The organism is Phycicoccus endophyticus (assembly GCF_011326735.1).
In the GTDB taxonomy this organism is placed as follows: Bacteria; Actinomycetota; Actinomycetes; order Actinomycetales; family Dermatophilaceae; genus Phycicoccus; species Phycicoccus endophyticus.
In genome coordinates, this window is the sequence record NZ_JAANCN010000004.1 from 126,043 (window position 1) to 142,262 (window position 16,220).

Sequence of the window (16,220 nt, forward strand, 5' to 3'; positions counted from 1 at the left end):
GAGGGAGCGCGCCTGGTCGCGGGTGGGTCAGGCGCGCTGTCGAAGTACGAGGACTCGGGCCACGGGACAACTGTCTCCCCACGCCCGGGGGGTGTCAACCCGCGAGACGGGCGGTCCCACCATCCGGAACCGTGACGTCGGCCACTGCGGTGCCACCCCATCGCCGGCCCGGCGCCGGTCAGTCGCAGACGGCGCCGGTGCTCGCGCTGCGGACGAGCTTGCGGTACTTGGCCAGCACGCCACGGGCGTAGCGCGGCTCCGGGTGACGCACCCCCTGCGCCCGGCGCGCGGCCATCTCCTCCTCCTCGACGAGGAGGTCGAGGGTGCCGTGCGCGACGTCGAGCCGGATGCGGTCGCCGTCGCGGACGAAGGCGATCGGGCCCTCGTCGACGGCCTCGGGGGCGACGTGCCCGACGCACAGCCCGGTCGTCCCGCCGGAGAAGCGGCCGTCGGTGAGCAGCAGGACGTCCTTGCCGAGCCCGGCGCCCTTGATCGCGCCGGTCACGGCGAGCATCTCGCGCATACCCGGCCCACCCTTGGGCCCCTCGTAGCGGATGACGACGACGTCGCCGGCGGTCAGCGAGCCGTCCTCGACGGCGTCCATGGCACCCCGCTCGCCGTCGAAGACCCGGGCGGTGCCCTCGAAGACCTCCGAGTCGAAGCCGGCCGACTTCACGACCGCGCCCTCGGGGGCGAGCGAGCCGGTGAGGATCGTGATGCCCCCGGTGCGGTGGATCGGCTCGCGCATCGCGCGCACGACCTTCCCGTCGACGTCCGGGGGCGCGATGTCGGCGAGGTTCTCGGCCATCGTGCGGCCGGTGACGGTGAGGCAGTCGCCGTGCAGGAGCCCGGCGTCGAGCAGCGCCCGCATGACGACCGGGACGCCGCCGACGCGGTCGACGTCGGTCATGACGAACTGCCCGAAGGGCTTGACGTCGGCCAGGTGCGGGACGCGGTCGCCGACCCTGCGGAAGTCCTCGAGGGTGAGCTCGACCTCGGCCTCGTGGGCGATGGCGAGCAGGTGCAGGACGGCGTTCGTCGACCCGCCGAAGGCCATGACGACGGCAATGGCGTTCTCGAACGCCTCCTTGGTCATGATGTCGCGCGCGGTGATGCCGCGCCGGAGGAGCTCGACGACGGCCTCACCGGAGCGCCGTGCGAAACCGTCGCGGCGGCGGTCGGTGGCCGGCGGCGCGGCCGAGCCCGGCAGCGACATCCCGATGGCCTCGGCGACTGAGGCCATCGTGTTGGCGGTGTACATCCCGCCGCAGGCGCCCTCCCCCGGGCAGATGGCCCGCTCGATGGCGTCGACGTCCGCACGCGGGATGAGCCCGCGCGCGCAGGCCCCGACGGCCTCGAACGCGTCGATGATCGTCACCGTCTTCTCGGTGCCGTCGGACAGCTTGGCGATGCCCGGGAGGATGGACCCGGCGTAGAGGAAGACCGACGCGAGGTCGAGGCGGGCGGCGGCCATGAGCATCCCCGGAAGCGACTTGTCGCAGCCGGCGAGCAGCACCGAGCCGTCGAGCCGCTCGGCGTTCATGACGGTCTCGACCGAGTCGGCGATGATCTCCCGGCTCACGAGCGAGAAGTGCATCCCCTCGTGCCCCATGGAGATGCCGTCCGAGACCGAGATCGTGCCGAACTCCAGCGGGTACCCGCCGCCCGCGTGGACGCCGTCCTTGACCGCCTGAGCGAGCCGGTCCAGGGAGAGGTTGCACGGGGTGATCTCGTTCCACGAGCTCGCGACCCCGACCTGCGGCTTGGCGAAGTCCTCGTCCCCGAGGCCGACCGCGCGCAGCATCCCCCGGGCGGCGGCCTTCTCGAGACCGTCGGTGACGTCGCGGCTGCGGGGCTTGATGTCGGGAGACGTCGTCATGGCGCTCATCCTAGGTTCGCGTCCGCGGCGGCGTCGGGCGGTCCGCCCCCCGGAAGGCCGGCCGCGGGTCCACCCCGGGCCGGCGGGCCCCGGGCGTCAGTGGTCGGCGCGGGCGACGTGGAAGCGCTCGAGGGTGGCGTCGCCGGCGCCGATGTCGGCCCAGCGGCCCGCGTAGTGCAGGACGGCGAGCCCGCACGTCGGGAACCCCTCGGCCAGCGCCCGGTGCCCCTCGACGCTGCCGTCGCCGTCGGCGAGCAGCTCGGCGAGCGCCGGCACGCCGGGGGCGTGCCCGACGACCATGACGACGTCCGCGTCCTCGTCGGTCTCCCAGAGGGCGGCCAGCACCGCCTCGGGGCTGCCGTTGTAGATCCGCCGGTCGTGGTGGACCTCGGCCTCCGGGCAGCCGGACTCCCACACGGCCTCGCAGGTCTGACGGGTCCGCTCGGCGGTGGAGCACAGGACCTCGTCGATACCGATGCCGTGCTCGAGGAGCCAGTGTCCGGCCGCGGTGGCGTCCCGCCGGCCCCGCGCGGTCAGCTCCCGTTCGTGGTCGCCGCCCGGGTTGGACTCCTCGGTCTTCGCGTGGCGCATGAGGACGAGGACGCGGTCTCGGGCGGCTCGGGTCATACCCCGATCATGCCCCGCCCCGGCGAGGGGGTCACCCCGGTCGTGACGCAGGAGACCGTCCCGCGCCGGCCGTCGTCGTCGACGCGGGTCAGCCCGGGGCGAGCCGGTCGAGGATGAGCCGGCGCGCGGCCGCGGCGTCGGCCTGCCCGCGCATCTCCTTCATCACCTGGCCGATGAGCGCGCCGACCGCCTGCACCTTGCCGCCACGGATCTTCTCGGCGACGTCGGGGTTGGCCGCGATGACCTTCTCCACCGCCGCCTCGAGGGCACCGGTGTCCTGGACCAGCTCGAGGCCGCGGGCGTCGGCCACCTGGGTCGGGCCGCCCTCACCGTCGAGGACCCCCTCCCACACCTGCCGGGCCATGGAGTCGTTGAGCCGGCCGCCGTCGACGAGCCGCTCGAGCTCGACGACGTGCTCCGGCGTGACCCCGAGCCGCTGCGCGTAGGTGACGACGTCGGTGCCCTCCCCGTTGGCCCGGCGGGCGACCTCACCCGACCACCACTTCCTGGCGGCCGCGGGGGTGGCACCCGCAGCGACCGTCTCCTCGACGAGCTCGACGAGCCCGGCGTTGAGGACGTCGCGCATCTCGAGGTCGCTGTAGCCCCACGCGTCCTGGAGCCGTCGGCGTCGCGCGGCCGGCGGCTCCGGCAGGGTGGCCCGCAGCGCCTCGACCGTCTCGCGCGACGGCGCGACGGGGACGAGGTCGGGCTCGGGGAAGTAGCGGTAGTCCTCGGCGTCGGACTTCAGCCGGCCGGAGGTGGTGATGCCGGTGTCCTCGTGCCAGTGCCGGGTCTCCTGGGTGACCGAGCCGCCGCCGGTGAGGACCGCCGCGTGGCGGCCGACCTCGTAGCGCACCGCCCGCTCGACCGAGCGCAGCGAGTTGACGTTCTTGGTCTCGGTGCGCGTGCCGAGCCGCGCCGAGCCCTTCGGCGCGAGCGAGAGGTTGACGTCGCAGCGCATCGAGCCCTGCTCCATCTTGACGTCGGAGACGCCCATGGCCTTGAGCAGGTCACGCAGCGTCGCGACGTACGCGCGCGCCACCTCGGGCGCTCGCTCCCCCGCGCCGACGATCGGCCGGGTGACGATCTCGACGAGGGGGATGCCGGCGCGGTTGTAGTCGACGAGGCTGTGGGTGGCGCCGTGGATGCGGCCCGTGCTGCCGCCCACGTGCAGCGACTTGCCGGTGTCCTCCTCCATGTGCGCGCGCTCGATCTCGACCCGGTAGGTGCTGCCGTCCTCGAGCTGGACGTCGAGGTAGCCGTCGAAGGCGATGGGCTCGTCGTACTGCGAGGTCTGGAAGTTCTTGGGCATGTCCGGGTAGAAGTAGTTCTTCCGCGCGAACCGGCACCACTCCGCGATGGAACAGTTGAGCGCCAACCCGATCCGGATGGCCGACTCGACCGCCGTCTCGTTGACGACGGGCAGCGCACCGGGCAGCCCGAGGCACACCGGACAGACCTGCGTGTTCGGCTCGGCGCCGAACTCGGTCGGGCAGCCGCAGAACATCTTCGTCGCGGTGCCGAGCTCGACGTGCACCTCGAGGCCGAGGGCCGGGTCGAAGGCGGCGACCGCCTCGTCGTAGGGCAGGGTCGCCTCCGCGCCGGTCGTCGTCGTCATCGGGTCACCTCGCTCAGGTCGGGTGCGCGGTCCAGGAGGGGGCCGCCCCAGGCGGCCGTGAGCCGCGCCTCGAGGGCGGCCCCGACGGCGTAGAGCCGGTCGTCGGCCATCGCCGGGGCGAGCACCTGGAAGCCGGCCGGCAGGCCGTCCTCGTCGGCGAGGCCGCTCGGCACCGACAGCCCCGGGATGCCCGCCAGGTTGGCGGGGATGGTGGCGATGTCGTTGAGGTACATCGCCATCGGGTCCTCGAGCTTGTCGCCGAGCCGGAAGGCGGTCGTCGGTGCGGTCGGGCTGACGAGGACGTCCGCGGCCTCGAAGGCCCGGTCGAAGTCGTCGGCGATGAGCCGCCGGACCTTCTGCGCCGACCCGTAGTAGGCGTCGTAGTAGCCGCTGGAGAGCGCGTAAGTCCCGAGGATGATCCGGCGCTTGACCTCGTCACCGAAGCCGGCGTCGCGGGTGGCCGCCATCACCTGCTCGGCGCTCGGCGCCGCGACCCCCTCGGGGGTGACCCGCAGCCCGTAGCGCATGGCGTCGAACCGGGCGAGGTTGCTGCTGGCCTCGCTCGGCAGGATGAGGTAGTAGGCGGCCAGGGCGTAGGTGAAGCTCGGGCACGACACCTCGACGACCTCGGCCCCGGCGTCGACGAGGTGCTGCACGGCCTCGTCGAAGCGCGCCTGCACCCCGGGCTGGAAGCCCTCGCCGGTCAGCTCGCGCACGATGCCGATCCGCAGGCCGGCGACGTCGGCCCGGCGGGCAGCCTCGACCACCGGGGGCACCGGCGCGTCGACCGAGGTGGAGTCCAGCGGGTCGTGCCCGCCGATCACCTCGTGCAGGAGGGCGGAGTCCAGGACGGTGCGGCTGCACGGGCCGGCCTGGTCGAGCGAGGAGGCCAGAGCCACCAGGCCGTAGCGGGAGACGCCGCCGTAGGTCGGCTTGGCGCCGACGGTCCCGGTGACGGCGGCCGGCTGGCGGATCGAGCCACCGGTGTCGGTGCCGATGGCCAGGGGCGCCTGGAAGGAGGCGACCGCGGAGGAGGAGCCGCCACCGGAGCCGCCGGGGATGCGCTCGAGGTCCCAGGGGTTGCGGCTCGGGCCGTAGGCGCTGTGCTCGGTCGAGGAGCCCATCGCGAACTCGTCCATGTTCGTCTTGCCGAGGAGTGGCAGGTGGGCCTCCCGCAGCCGGCGCACGAGCGTGGCGTCGTACGGGGGCACCCACCCCTGGAGGATGCGGCTGCCGCACGTCGTCGGCAGCCCGCGGGTGGCCATGACGTCCTTGACCGCGACGGGCACACCGGCGAGCGCGTGCAGGGGCTCCCCCGCGGCCCGGGCGCGGTCGGCGGCGTCGGCGGCGGCGAGCGCGCCGGCCTCGTCGACGTGGAGGTAGGAGTGGACGGCGCCGTCGACGGCGGCGGTGCGGTCCAGGAGCGCCCGGGTCACCTCGCGGGAGGAGACGGAGCCGGCACCGAGCAGGTCGGCGAGCTCGGCGGCGGTGGCGCGGGTCAGGTCGGTGGTCACGGTCGGTCCTTGCGGGCGGAGGTGCGGGGGCGAGCGTGGGGGTGGTGGCCGGCGGTCACTCTTCGTCCAGGATGCGGGGCACGCTGAAGCGCTGCTGCTCGGACTCGGGGGCGCCGGCCAGCGCCTCCTGCGGCGTCAGGCAGTCGCGGACGACGTCCGGGCGGGTGACGTTGACGATCGGCATCGGGTGGCTCATCGGCTCGACGTCGGTGATCGGGGCCTGCTGCACCGTGGCCACTGCCTCGAGGATGACCCCGAGCTCGCCGACCATCCGGTCCAGCTCGGCGTCGGACAGGTCGATCCGGGCGAGCCCGGCGAGGTGGGCGACGTCGTCGCGGGTCAGGTCGGCCATGACGGCCAGTCTATGGGTGCCACCTGCGACCCGGTCGCCGGCCGCCGCGAGACCGGGCCGTGCCGCCCACGGGCCACACCAGGAAGACCGGGTCAGTCGGGGGACCCGGTCTCGAGCAGGCGGACGAACTGCGCCTCGTCGAGGATCGTCAGCCCGAGCTCGCGGGCCTTGGCCTCCTTCGTGCCGGCGTTCGCGCCGACGACGACGTAATCGGTCTTCTTCGACACCGAGCCGGACGCCTTGCCGCCGCGCGCGAGGACGGCCTCCTTGGCCGAGTCGCGCGAGTAGCCCTCGAGGGACCCGGTGACGACCACGGTCCTCCCGGACAGGACTCCCCCGCCGCCGTCGGCGCGCCCCGGGCCGGGGTGGCCCGGCGTCGCGAAGGTGACCCCGGCCGCGCGCCAGGCCCGGACGATCTCCTGGTGCCAGTCGAGCGCGAGCCAGTCGACCACCGCCTCGGCGATGACCGGCCCGACGCCGTCGACCTCGGCCAGCTCCTCGAGCGACGCGCTCTCGATGGCCTCGAGCGAGCCGAACCACCCCGCGAGCGCGCGGGCCGCCACCGGCCCGACGTGCCGGATGTTCAGGGACACCAGCTGGCGCCAGAGGTCCTTGCCCTTGGCCGCCTCGAGCTCGCGCAGCAGGGTCTCGGCCTGTGCCGACGGCAGCACCTCGCGGTGGTCCTTGCGGATGCCCCGGGCCCGGCGTTCGGCGGGTGTCAGGTCCTCGGTGCCCGGCGGGTAGGTCGCCTCGCCCAGCTTCTGGAAGGGGCGGCGCACGACCGGTTCGCCGGTGTCGTCGTCGACCTTGGGCTCACCGGTCTCGGCGTCGCGGACGACGACCTCGATGGGGACCAGCCGGGCGAGGTCGAGGTCGAACAGCCCCGCCTCGGTGACCAGCGGCGGCTCGGCGGGCGACCGTGGCTGGGTGAGCGCGGCCGCGGTGACCTCGCCGAGGGCCTCGACGTCGAGCGCCGCCCGGGAGCCGATGTACTCGACCCGCCCGCGCACCTGGGCCGGGCAGGACCGGGCGTTCGGGCAACGCAGGTCGACGTCGCCCTCCTTCATCGGCCGCAGGGGGGTGCCGCACTCGGGGCAGTCGGTGGGCATGACGAACTCGCGCTCGCTGCCGTCGCGCAGGGCCACGACCGGGCCGAGGATCTCGGGGATGACGTCGCCGGCCTTGCGCAGCACCACCGTGTCGCCGATGAGCACCCCCTTGGCCCGCACGACGTCCTGGTTGTGCAGCGTGGCCTGGCGCACCTGGCTGCCGGCGACGAGCACCTTCTCCAGGACCGCGTAGGGCGTGGCCCGCCCGGTGCGCCCGACGCCGACGAGGATGTCGAGGAGCCGGGTGTTGACCTCCTCGGGCGGGTACTTGTACGCCATCGCCCAGCGTGGCGCGCGGCTCGTGGCCCCCAGCTGGCGCTGCACCCCGATCTCGTCGACCTTGACCACGACGCCGTCGATCTCGTGCTCGACGCTGTGCCGCTGCTCGGCGTACCGGTCGACGAACTCCTGGACCTGCTCGATCGTGTCGAGCACCCGGTAGTGGCTGCTCGTGGGCAGACCCCAGCCGTGCAGCAGCTCGTAGGCCTGGGACTGCCGGGTGATCTCGAGGCCCCTGCGGGCCCCGATGCCGTGGACGAGCATCCGCAGCGGGCGGGTCGCGGTGACCCGGGGGTCCTTCTGCCGCAGCGAGCCCGCGGCCGCGTTGCGGGGGTTGGCGTACGGCGGCCGGCCCTGCGCGACCTGCCGGGCGTTGAGGTCGGCGAAGGCCTCGATCGGGAAGAAGACCTCACCCCGGATCTCGACGAGCTCGGGCAGGTCCTCGCCGTGCAGCTCGGTGGGGATGCCCTCGACGGTCCGGACGTTGAGGGTGACGTCCTCGCCGGTGCGGCCGTCGCCACGGGTCAGGGCCCGGGTGAGCCGACCGTCCTCGTAGAGCAGGTTGACGGCCAGCCCGTCGATCTTCAGCTCGCACAGGTAGTGCAGCTCGGCCCCACCGGCGTCGCGCTCGACCCGCGCCGCCCAGGCCGCGAGCTCGTCCGCGGAGAAGGCGTTGTCGAGGCTGAGCATGCGCTCGAGGTGGTCGACCGCCGTGAAGTCGGTGGCGAAGACCGCCCCACCGACCTGCTGGGTCGGGCTGTCGGGGGTGCGCAGCCCCGGATGGGCCTCCTCGAGCGCGGTGAGCCGCCTCATCAGCGCGTCGTACTCGCCGTCGCTGACCGTCGGCGCGTCCCGGACGTGGTAGGCGAACTGGTGCCCGCGCGCTTCCTCGGCCAGCACCCCCCACTCGTGACGCACGTCGTCCGGGACGGCGTCGGCGGGCTCCTGCTCGGCGGGGTCGGTCGAGGTCTCGCTCACCCGCTCATCCTGCCGCAGACCACCGACGGCGCCGCCTCACGGCTGCGGCGGGTAGGACGCGGGCGCGGGCCCGGCCGGGCGGTCCTCGACCCGGTCCGCGACGACGGCCACGCCCCCGAAGCAGGCACGGGCCAGGGACACCGGGCCCAGCCCGCGGGCGACGCTAACGGCCCGGGTCGCTCGCGCGGTGGTCGCGCAGGAGGACGTCGCGGGTCACCTCGAGCTGCCCGAGGTGCTGGGCGAGCTCCTCGTACACGTGGAGGAGGACCTCGCCCTGGGTGGCGTACCGCACCGTGACGTCGTCGCGCACGGGCTCCACCGGAGGCGCGGAGACGACCGCGGCGACGACGTCGTCGTGCAGGCGCCGGCGCGCGTCCTCGATCAGGTCCAGCGCCTCCTCGACACTCCCCTCGGCGACGAACTCGGCGTCACGGTCGCGGGGCACGGGGAGGCCGCGGTTCGTCGTGCGTCCCCAGAACCCCATGACACCGCACACGTGGGCCACGAGGACGAAGGCGCTGTTGCTGCCCTGGACCCCCTCGACGCGCGTGTTGACCAGGTCATCGCCGAGCTCACGGCAGAGCGCCGCGAATTGCTCGAGCGCGTCGTCGCAGAACCGGAGGAACACCTCACCCTCGACCATCCCGCGAGGCTAGCCGTCGCCCGGCCACCGGACGAGGTGACCCAGGAGCCCGGCCGGGGGTCGAGTCAGGGTGTGTCGGCCACGCCTCTGGCGCCCGCCCGCCGGGTCGACAAGGATGGGGGTCCGTCGCCGACGCCGGACAGGAGCCCCGATGACCAACCTCGCGACCAACCTCACGACGACCGCTGCCCGGATGCCCGATCAGGACGCGCTGCGGGTAAACGGGCAGGGGGTCACCTACGGGCAGCTGCACCAGATGGCCGCCCGGGTCGCGGGCGCGCTGCGAGCCCACGGGGTCGAGCCCGGGGACCGGGTGGCCGTCATCCTGCCCAACGTGCCGGCCTTCCCCGTCGTCTACTGGGGCGTCCTGCTCGCCGGCGGGATCGTCGTCCCGATGAACCCGCTGCTCAAGGCCGGCGAGATCGACTACTTCTTCACCGACTCCGGCGCGAAGATCGCGTTCGTGTGGCCCGACTTCGTCGCCGAGGCCACGAAGGGGGCCGAGAACAGCGGCACGCGCGTCGTGACGACGGGCGCCATGGGCCCCGAGGACTTCGAGGGCGGCGACGCCATCGCCGACCCGACGCCCCGCGAGGACGACGACACGGCGGTCATCCTCTACACCTCCGGAACGACCGGACGCCCCAAGGGCGCCGAGCTGACCCACCGCAACATCCACCTCAACGCCCACCGGTCCGCCGAGGTCATCCAGGAGATGACCTCCGACGACGTCGTCATGGGCTGCCTGCCGCTCTTCCACGTGTTCGGGCTCACCGTCGGCCTCAACGCGGCCACCGTCGCCGGCGCGTCGCTCGCGCTCATCCCCCGCTTCGACCCCCAGGCGGCCATCGAGGTCATCGAGAAGGAGCGCGTGACGATCATGCAGGGGGTCCCGACGATGTACGCGGCGATCCTCAACCACCCCGGCTCGGACGGCATGGACGCCTCGAGCCTGCGGACCTGTGCCTCGGGTGGCTCGGCGATGCCGCTCGAGGTGATGAAGGCGTTCGAGGAGAAGCTCGGCTGCATGATCCTCGAGGGTTACGGGCTGTCCGAGACCTCTCCGGTCGCCTCCTTCAACATGCCCGACCGCGAGCGCAAGCCCGGCACCATCGGCGTGGCCATCCCCGGATGCGAGATGCGCTGCGTCGACCTCGACGGCCAGGAGGTGCCCGTCGGCGAGGTCGGCGAGATCGCGATCCGCGGCGACAACGTCATGAAGGGCTACTGGAACAAGCCCGAGGCCACCGCGGAGGCCATCCCGGACGGGTGGTTCCGTACCGGTGACCTCGCGACGATGGACGACGAGGGCTACTTCACGATCGTCGACCGCAAGAAGGACATGATCCTGCGCGGTGGGATGAACGTGTACCCCCGCGAGGTCGAGGAGGTCATCTACCAGCACCCCGACGTCCTCGAGGTCGCCGTCGTCGGGATGCCCGACGAGCTGCTCGGGGAGCAGGTCGCCGCCGCCGTCGCCCTGCGCGAGGGCTCACAGGCGACGCCGGAGGACATCATCGCCTTCACCAAGGAGCGGATCGCGGCCTACAAGTACCCCCGCCGGGTGTGGGTCGTCGAGGCGCTGCCCAAGGGCCCGACGGGCAAGATCCTCCGGCGCGAGGTCCGCGCCCCCTCCGCGTGAGCGCTGGCGGCGGGTCACGCCGGCCCCCGGGCGCGGGCTCGCTCGCCGCGCACCGGCGGGTCGCCGAGCTGTGGCGGGCGGTGGGGCTCGGGTTCACCATGGTCTGGGCGGTGCTCCTCGCCCTCGTCGTCGTCTACTGGGTGCGGGTGACCTTCCTGCCCAGCCCCGAGGACGACCTGCCCGGCTCCCTCCGGCTGCTCCTCGCCCCCGCCGCTCTGGCCGCGGCCGTGTTCGTCCTGTGGACCCTCGTGTGCGGCTGGCGGCTGCTGCGGCGGCGGGCGAGCGGCTGGGACGCGGCCGTCGTCCTGGGCTCCTTCGCCATCGCCGGCGCGGTGTTCGCCTGGGCGCCCGGCCAGCTCGTCGACGGGCTCGAGAGTGCGCCGCGCACGGTCGCGGTGGGCCTCGTCGTCCTCGGTGGCGCGTCCGTGACGAGCGGGATGCTCGCGCAGCGGGCCTTCCGGCGCAGTGCGGTGGCACTCGAACCGGGCGAGGAGGAGGGCTACGTCGAGCTCGTCGCCGAGGACGACCCGACCGAGGAGTACGCCTACCCCGGCTCCGACGAGTCGCCGGCGCCGCCACCGGTGCGCGACTGGTGAGCCGGGCCGCCGACCTCAGCCCGCGAGGTCGTCCTCGAGGCGCCGCGCGGCCTCCACGACCGCCTGCTGGACCGCCACGGCCGTCGCCGCACTGCGACCGGCGAGACCGCATGCCGGGCTGAGGACGAGCCGTGGCACCTCGCCCGGTGCCACCCCGGCTCGCTCGAGCCCGTCGGTGAGGACCTCGCGGGCGCGCGCGCCGGAGGTCTCGCCGTCGGTGGCGACGACGCCCGCGACGACGCCGGTACCGGCCTCGAGGGTGGCGGCCACCGACTCCCACCGGGCGGGCGAGGCGTCGACGAGGTCGAGCGCGAGGTACCCGGCACCGGTCCCGCGCAGGAGCGGGAGGGGCGCCCTGGCGTGACAGCAGTGCACGACGGTCGGGCCGTCGTGCGCGGCGAGCAGCTCGCGCAGCCCACGGGCGACGTCCTGCGGGTCCACCGCGCGGACGCGCCCGTAGCCGGAGGCCGTCGGCAGCGCACCCTCGAGCACGGCGGTCACCGACGGCTCGTCGACCTGGAGGACGACCTCGGCGCCGGGCACGAGCCGGCGCACGTCCGCGACGTGGGCACCGATGCCCTCGGTGAGCGAGGCGAGCAGGTCAGCGCTCGCGCCGGGGTCGCTGACCACGCGCTCGCCGCGGGTCAGCCGCAGGGTCGCCGCGAGGGTCCACGGCCCGGCCACCTGGACCTTGAGCGGGCCGGAGTATCCGTCGTAGGCCTCGGCGAGCTCGTCGAGGTCCTCGCGCAGCAGCGAGGCGGTCCGGGCCGCGTCCCGCCCCGCCCGGTCCACGAGCCGCCAGCCGCTGGGCTGGAGGTCGACGGGCAGGTCGACGAGCAGCCCGGCCGCGCGCCCGACGAGGTCGGCCCCCGGCCCCCGGCCCGGGGTCTCGGGGAGGTAGGGCAGGCCCCGCCCGTCGCCGTCGACGAGCAGGTCCCGGACCGCCCGGACCGCCTCGCGGGCACTCTCACCCGGCCACGAGCCGATGCCCGTCGCGACCGGCCGGGCCGGGGCCTCGGAGGAGGTCACGACGTCCACCGGGCGCGCAGCGCGGCGCGCTCGCCCGTGCCGCGCTCGGGCGTGCGGGTGAGCCGCGCGACGGGTGGCGACGGGGGCGGTGTCTCGAGGGGCAGGTCGAGGTCACGGCGTTCGCAGCGCGGGCGCATCGTCAGGGACACCCGCACATCCTCTCGTGCGGTGACCGGCCCTGCGCCACCGGACCACGACGGCCAGGACCGGTGGCCGGGGCGCTCAGAGCACGTCGTGCCCGGGGTGCGGCTCGGCCGGGACCGTTCCGAGGCGGCCGGCCTGGAAGTCCTCGAAGGCCTGGACGAGCTCGGCGCGGGTGTTCATGACGAACGGCCCGTAGGCCGCGACCGGCTCGCGGATGGGGCGGCCACCGAGGACGTAGAGGTCCAGGCTCGGGCTGCGGCTCTCCTGGCTGGCGTCGGCGCCGACCTCGACGACGTCACCGCCGCCGAGCACCGCGAGCTGGCCCATGCGCAGCGGCTGCCGGCCCGGCCCGACCGACCCGGTGCCGTTGAGGGCGTAGACGAGGGCGTTGTAGCCCGGCTCCCACGGCAGGCGCACCCGCGCGCCGGGGGCGACGGTGACGTGCAGGACGGTGATCGGCGTGTGCGTGACCCCCGGACCCTCGTGGCCGTCGAGGGTCCCGGCGATGACGCGTACCAGCGCCCCGCCGTCCGGGCTGGACAGCAGTGCGACGTCACCACCGCGGATGTCCTGGTAGCGCGGGGGCGACATCTTCTGGGCGCGCGGGAGGTTGACCCACAGCTGCAGCCCGTGGAAGAGCCCCCCACTGACGACGAGCTCCTCGGGCGGGGTCTCGATGTGCAGCAGGCCGGAGCCGGCGGTCATCCACTGGGTGTCGCCGTTGGTGATGACCCCGCCGCCGCCGGTGCTGTCCCGGTGGACGAAGGTCCCGTCGATGATGTACGTGACGGTCTCGAACCCGCGGTGGGGGTGCCACGGGGTGCCCTTCGGCTCACCCGGCGCGTACTCGACCTCGCCCATCTGGTCCATGTGGATGAAGGGGTCCAGGGCCGCGAGGTCGACCCCGGCGAAGGCCCGGCGGACGGGGAAGCCCTCGCCCTCGAAGCCCGCGGGCGCGGTCGTCACCGAGTGGACGGGGCGGCTCACGGCCCCCGCAACGGGCTCGGCGACCCGGGGCAGGGCGAGGATGTTCTCGACGGTCACGGCAGGCACGGCGCTCACGCTCCTTGGGTGGTCGGCCTCGAGGCGGCCGCTGTGTCCAACACTAGTTGACGTTTCAACCATTCCCGAGCGAGGGTGCGTGCCGCACGCACGTGCGGGCCGTCGGGCGAGCCTCGAGCCGCCCCTCGGCGATCGGCTCGCCACACACGGCGCAGCGCCCGTAGCTACCGTCGGCGACGCGGGCGAGGGCGGCGTCGACCTCGGCGAGGCGGTGCCTCGTCTCGGCCGCGAGCGCCTGGTGCTGCGAGCGCTCGAAGGCGATCGTCTGGCCCTCGGGGTCGTGCTCGTCGTCGGCGTTGGAGTCGCGCGAGGCCTCGAGGAGCCGCTCGAGGTCCTCCCCCATCGCCGCGAGCCGGGCCAGCACCTGCGCCCGCTCGGCGGCGAGGCGTGCGCGGGCCTGTGCCCCCGCCGTTCCGCTGCCGCCGTGCGCGCCGGGCTCGCTCACGCCGCCCGCGAGGTGGCCGTGACCGTCGCCGACCCGACGACCCGGGAGCCCTCGTAGAGCACGACCGACTGCCCCGGCGCCACCCCACGCACCCGGCGCCCGAGCCTGACCCGGACCACCTCCTCGGCGACCGTGGCGCTCGCGGGCACCTCCTCGCCGTGCGCCCGCACCTGGGCGCCGAGGACCACCTCGCCCCACGGCGGCGGGCCACACCAGCGCAGGTGGGCTCCCTCGAGCACGTCGACCCCGAGCAGGTCTGCCGTCCCGACGAGGACCCGCGCCCGCGGCGCGTCTACGCCGACGACGTAGCGGGGCTCACCGTCGAGGCGCGAGCGCTCGAGCCCGAGCCCGCGGCGCTGGCCCACGGTGAACCCGTGCACGCCCGCGTGCTCGCCGACGACCTTCCCGCTCACGGCGTCGACGAGCTCACCGGGGCGCTCCCCGAGACGCCTGGTGAGGAAGCCGCGGGTGTCGCCGTCGGCGACGAAGCAGATGTCGTGGCTGTCCGGCTTGCGGGCCACGGCGAACCCGCGCTCGGCGGCCTCCTGGCGCACCGCCGCCTTGAGCGACCCGCCGAGGGGGAAGAAGGCACGGGCGAGCTGGTCGGCGTCGAGCACGCCGAGGACGTAGGACTGGTCCTTGTCCGGGTCGACCGCCCGGTGCAGCTCTCGCCCGGACGGCCCCTCGAGGACCCGCGCGTAGTGACCGGTCGCGACACCGTCGAAGCCGAGGGCCAGCGCCTTGTCGAGCAGGGCGGCGAACTTGATCCGCTCGTTGCAGCGCAGGCACGGGTTGGGGGTGCGTCCGGCGGCGTACTCCTGGACGAAGTCCTCGACGACGTCCCGCTCGAAGCGCTCGGCGAGGTCCCACACGTAGAACGGGATGCCGAGCCGGTCCGCCACCCGCCGGGCGTCCCCGGCGTCCTCGAGGGTGCAGCACCCCCGGGCCGACTCGCGCAGCGTCGCGGCCGAGCGCGACAGGGCCAGGTGCACGCCGACGACGTCGTGGCCGGCGTCGAGCATCCGGGCCGCGGCGACCGCCGAGTCGACCCCGCCGGACATCGCGGCGACGACCCGCATCAGCGGCTCCCGCCCGCCTGGCGGGCACGCTCGACGACGCCCGGCAGGGCGGCGAGGACGGCGTCGACGTCGGCGTCGGTCGAGGTGTGCCCGAGGGAGAGCCGCAGCGCACCGCGCGCCTCGGCCTCGGAGTGGCCCATGGCGAGCAGCACGTGGCTGGGCTGGGGCACGCCCGCCTGGCAGGCCGAGCCGGTGCTGCACTCGACGCCGGCGGCGTCGAGCAGGTAGAGCAGCGAGTCGCCCTCGCAGCCGGGGACGACGAGGTGGGCGTTGCCCGGGAGGCGCTGCTCACCGTCGCCGGGGTGCCAGCAGCCGCCCACGGTGATGCCGAGACCGAGGCCGAGCGCCCCCTCGAGGAGCCGGTCGCGCAGCCCGAGGACGCGCTTGGCCTCGACGTCGCGCGCGGCGACCGTCTCCTCCAGGGCCACGGCGAAGGCGTGCACCGCCGGCACGTCGAGGGTGCCGCTGCGCACCTGGCGTTCCTGGCCGCCGCCGTGCAGCTGCGGCTCGAGCGCGGCGTCGCGGCGGGCGAGCAGCGCACCGACCCCGACCGGCCCGCCCACCTTGTGCGCCGTGACGGTCATCAGGTCGGCGCCGGAGGCGTCGAAGCGCACCGGGAGGTGGGCGAGGCCCTGGACCGCGTCGGTGTGGAAGGGGACGCCGTGCTCGTGCGCGACCGCGGCGAGCTCGGCGACCGGCTGCACGGCGCCGACCTCGTTGTTGGCCCACATCACCGAGACGAGCGCGGTGCTCGCCCCGTGCTCGGCGAGGACCGCCCGCAGGTCGCCGGTGGCCACATGCCCGCAGCGGTCGGGCTCGAGCCAGGAGACCTGCGCCCCGCGGCTGCGCACGAGGTGCTCGACGGAGTCGAGGACGGCGTGGTGCTCGACGCTGGAGCTGACCACCCGGGTGCGGGCGGGGTCGGCACCGCGGCGCGCCGCCCAGGTGCCCTTGACCGCGAGGTTGTCGGCCTCGGTGCCTCCGGAGGTGAAGACCACCTCGGAGGGCCGGCAGCCCAGCGCGGCGGCGATCCGCTCACGCGACTCCTCGACGGTCCGGCGCGCGGCGCGACCCGCGGTGTGCAGCGAGGAGGCGTTGCCCACGGACCCGGCGGACTCGACGAACGCCTCGATGGCGGCCGGCAGCATCGGCGTCGTCGCCGCGTGGTCGAGGTAGTGGGTCACGAACGTCGAGTCTACGGTCGGGCGCCGACGCCACCGTGCC

At 74.5% G+C, this 16,220-nt stretch carries 15 protein-coding genes; 2 read left to right on the top strand and 13 right to left on the bottom strand.

The genetic code is table 11. The annotated features are described in order from the left end of the window. Positions 1-178 precede the first annotated feature (178 nt). The 7 genes from ilvD to G8D98_RS06550 all read right to left on the bottom strand — a co-directional run bounded on the left by ilvD (position 179) and on the right by G8D98_RS06550 (position 8,999). On the bottom strand, positions 179-1,879 hold the full coding sequence (gene ilvD, locus G8D98_RS06520) for a dihydroxy-acid dehydratase (RefSeq protein ID WP_229661922.1): 1,701 nt from the start codon (positions 1,877-1,879) through the stop codon (positions 179-181). A gap of 96 nt (positions 1,880-1,975) precedes the next feature. Continuing rightward, on the bottom strand, positions 1,976-2,506 hold the full coding sequence (locus G8D98_RS06525) for a SixA phosphatase family protein (protein ID WP_166100698.1): 531 nt from the start codon (positions 2,504-2,506) through the stop codon (positions 1,976-1,978). A gap of 88 nt (positions 2,507-2,594) precedes the next feature. Beyond that, entirely contained in the window at positions 2,595-4,124 is a 1,530-nt protein-coding gene (gene gatB / locus G8D98_RS06530; RefSeq protein WP_166100700.1) for an Asp-tRNA(Asn)/Glu-tRNA(Gln) amidotransferase subunit GatB, read from the bottom strand. Continuing rightward, positions 4,121-5,638, bottom strand: a complete 1,518-nt coding sequence (gatA, locus tag G8D98_RS06535; protein ID WP_166100702.1) for an Asp-tRNA(Asn)/Glu-tRNA(Gln) amidotransferase subunit GatA — start codon at positions 5,636-5,638, stop codon at positions 4,121-4,123. Before gatA ends, gatB begins: the two co-directional genes overlap by 4 nt. Before the next feature lie 55 nt (positions 5,639-5,693). Continuing rightward, positions 5,694-5,990, bottom strand: a complete 297-nt coding sequence (gene gatC / locus G8D98_RS06540; protein ID WP_166100705.1) for an Asp-tRNA(Asn)/Glu-tRNA(Gln) amidotransferase subunit GatC — start codon at positions 5,988-5,990, stop codon at positions 5,694-5,696. Between the two features lie 92 nt (positions 5,991-6,082). Beyond that, positions 6,083-8,356, bottom strand: a complete 2,274-nt coding sequence (gene ligA / locus G8D98_RS06545) for an NAD-dependent DNA ligase LigA (protein ID WP_187566485.1) — start codon at positions 8,354-8,356, stop codon at positions 6,083-6,085. A 163-nt stretch (positions 8,357-8,519) separates the two neighbouring features. Then, entirely contained in the window at positions 8,520-8,999 is a 480-nt protein-coding gene (locus G8D98_RS06550) for a mycothiol transferase (RefSeq protein ID WP_166100707.1), read from the bottom strand. A gap of 151 nt (positions 9,000-9,150) precedes the next feature. Between G8D98_RS06550 and G8D98_RS06555 the strand changes: the two genes are divergently transcribed. Both G8D98_RS06555 and G8D98_RS06560 read left to right on the top strand, forming a co-directional pair. Then, positions 9,151-10,641, top strand: coding sequence for a long-chain-fatty-acid--CoA ligase (locus G8D98_RS06555; RefSeq protein WP_166100709.1), 1,491 nt, complete (start codon positions 9,151-9,153; stop codon positions 10,639-10,641). Further along, the gene (locus G8D98_RS06560; RefSeq protein ID WP_166100711.1) at positions 10,638-11,237 is read left to right on the top strand and encodes a hypothetical protein; all 600 of its coding nucleotides are present in this window, start codon (positions 10,638-10,640) and stop codon (positions 11,235-11,237) included. The genes G8D98_RS06555 and G8D98_RS06560 overlap by 4 nt, the downstream gene beginning before the upstream one ends. 15 nt (positions 11,238-11,252) lie before the next feature. On the opposite strand, the gene G8D98_RS06565 is transcribed toward G8D98_RS06560, so the two are convergent. The 6 genes from G8D98_RS06565 to G8D98_RS06590 all read right to left on the bottom strand — a co-directional run bounded on the left by G8D98_RS06565 (position 11,253) and on the right by G8D98_RS06590 (position 16,180). Beyond that, positions 11,253-12,266: a uroporphyrinogen decarboxylase/cobalamine-independent methonine synthase family protein gene (locus tag G8D98_RS06565; protein WP_166100714.1), complete on the bottom strand. Its 1,014-nt coding sequence runs from the start codon at positions 12,264-12,266 to the stop codon at positions 11,253-11,255. Continuing rightward, positions 12,263-12,415: a hypothetical protein gene (locus tag G8D98_RS06570; RefSeq protein WP_166100716.1), complete on the bottom strand. Its 153-nt coding sequence runs from the start codon at positions 12,413-12,415 to the stop codon at positions 12,263-12,265. The genes G8D98_RS06565 and G8D98_RS06570 overlap by 4 nt, the downstream gene beginning before the upstream one ends. 73 nt (positions 12,416-12,488) lie before the next feature. Next, positions 12,489-13,463 carry a pirin family protein gene (locus G8D98_RS06575; protein ID WP_166100719.1) on the bottom strand — a complete coding sequence of 325 codons (975 nt, stop codon included), beginning with the start codon at positions 13,461-13,463 and terminating at the stop codon, positions 12,489-12,491. A 64-nt stretch (positions 13,464-13,527) separates the two neighbouring features. Continuing rightward, complete coding sequence (locus tag G8D98_RS06580; protein WP_229661923.1) at positions 13,528-13,917, bottom strand: TraR/DksA family transcriptional regulator; 390 nt, start codon at positions 13,915-13,917, stop codon at positions 13,528-13,530. Beyond that, a complete protein-coding gene (mnmA, locus tag G8D98_RS06585) occupies positions 13,914-14,996 on the bottom strand; it encodes a tRNA 2-thiouridine(34) synthase MnmA (RefSeq protein WP_166100722.1) in 1,083 nt (360 codons plus the stop codon). Before mnmA ends, G8D98_RS06580 begins: the two co-directional genes overlap by 4 nt. Further along, positions 14,996-16,180 (bottom strand): cysteine desulfurase family protein, encoded by a 1,185-nt coding sequence (locus tag G8D98_RS06590; protein WP_166100725.1) that lies wholly within the window; start codon positions 16,178-16,180, stop codon positions 14,996-14,998. Before G8D98_RS06590 ends, mnmA begins: the two co-directional genes overlap by 1 nt. Positions 16,181-16,220 lie beyond the last annotated feature (40 nt).

Excerpts from the sequence above, each read along its gene's own strand:
- mnmA (WP_166100722.1), bottom strand. The coding sequence starts at position 14,996 with ATGCGGGTCGTCGCCGCGATGTCCGGCGGGGTCGACTCGGCGGTCGCC.
- gatB (WP_166100700.1), bottom strand. The coding sequence starts at position 4,124 with ATGACGACGACGACCGGCGCGGAGGCGACCCTGCCCTACGACGAGGCG.
- G8D98_RS06550 (WP_166100707.1), bottom strand. The coding sequence starts at position 8,999 with ATGGTCGAGGGTGAGGTGTTCCTCCGGTTCTGCGACGACGCGCTCGAG.
- gatC (WP_166100705.1), bottom strand. The coding sequence starts at position 5,990 with ATGGCCGACCTGACCCGCGACGACGTCGCCCACCTCGCCGGGCTCGCC.
- ilvD (WP_229661922.1), bottom strand. The coding sequence starts at position 1,879 with ATGACGACGTCTCCCGACATCAAGCCCCGCAGCCGCGACGTCACCGAC.
- G8D98_RS06555 (WP_166100709.1), top strand. The coding sequence starts at position 9,151 with ATGACCAACCTCGCGACCAACCTCACGACGACCGCTGCCCGGATGCCC.
- G8D98_RS06525 (WP_166100698.1), bottom strand. The coding sequence starts at position 2,506 with ATGACCCGAGCCGCCCGAGACCGCGTCCTCGTCCTCATGCGCCACGCG.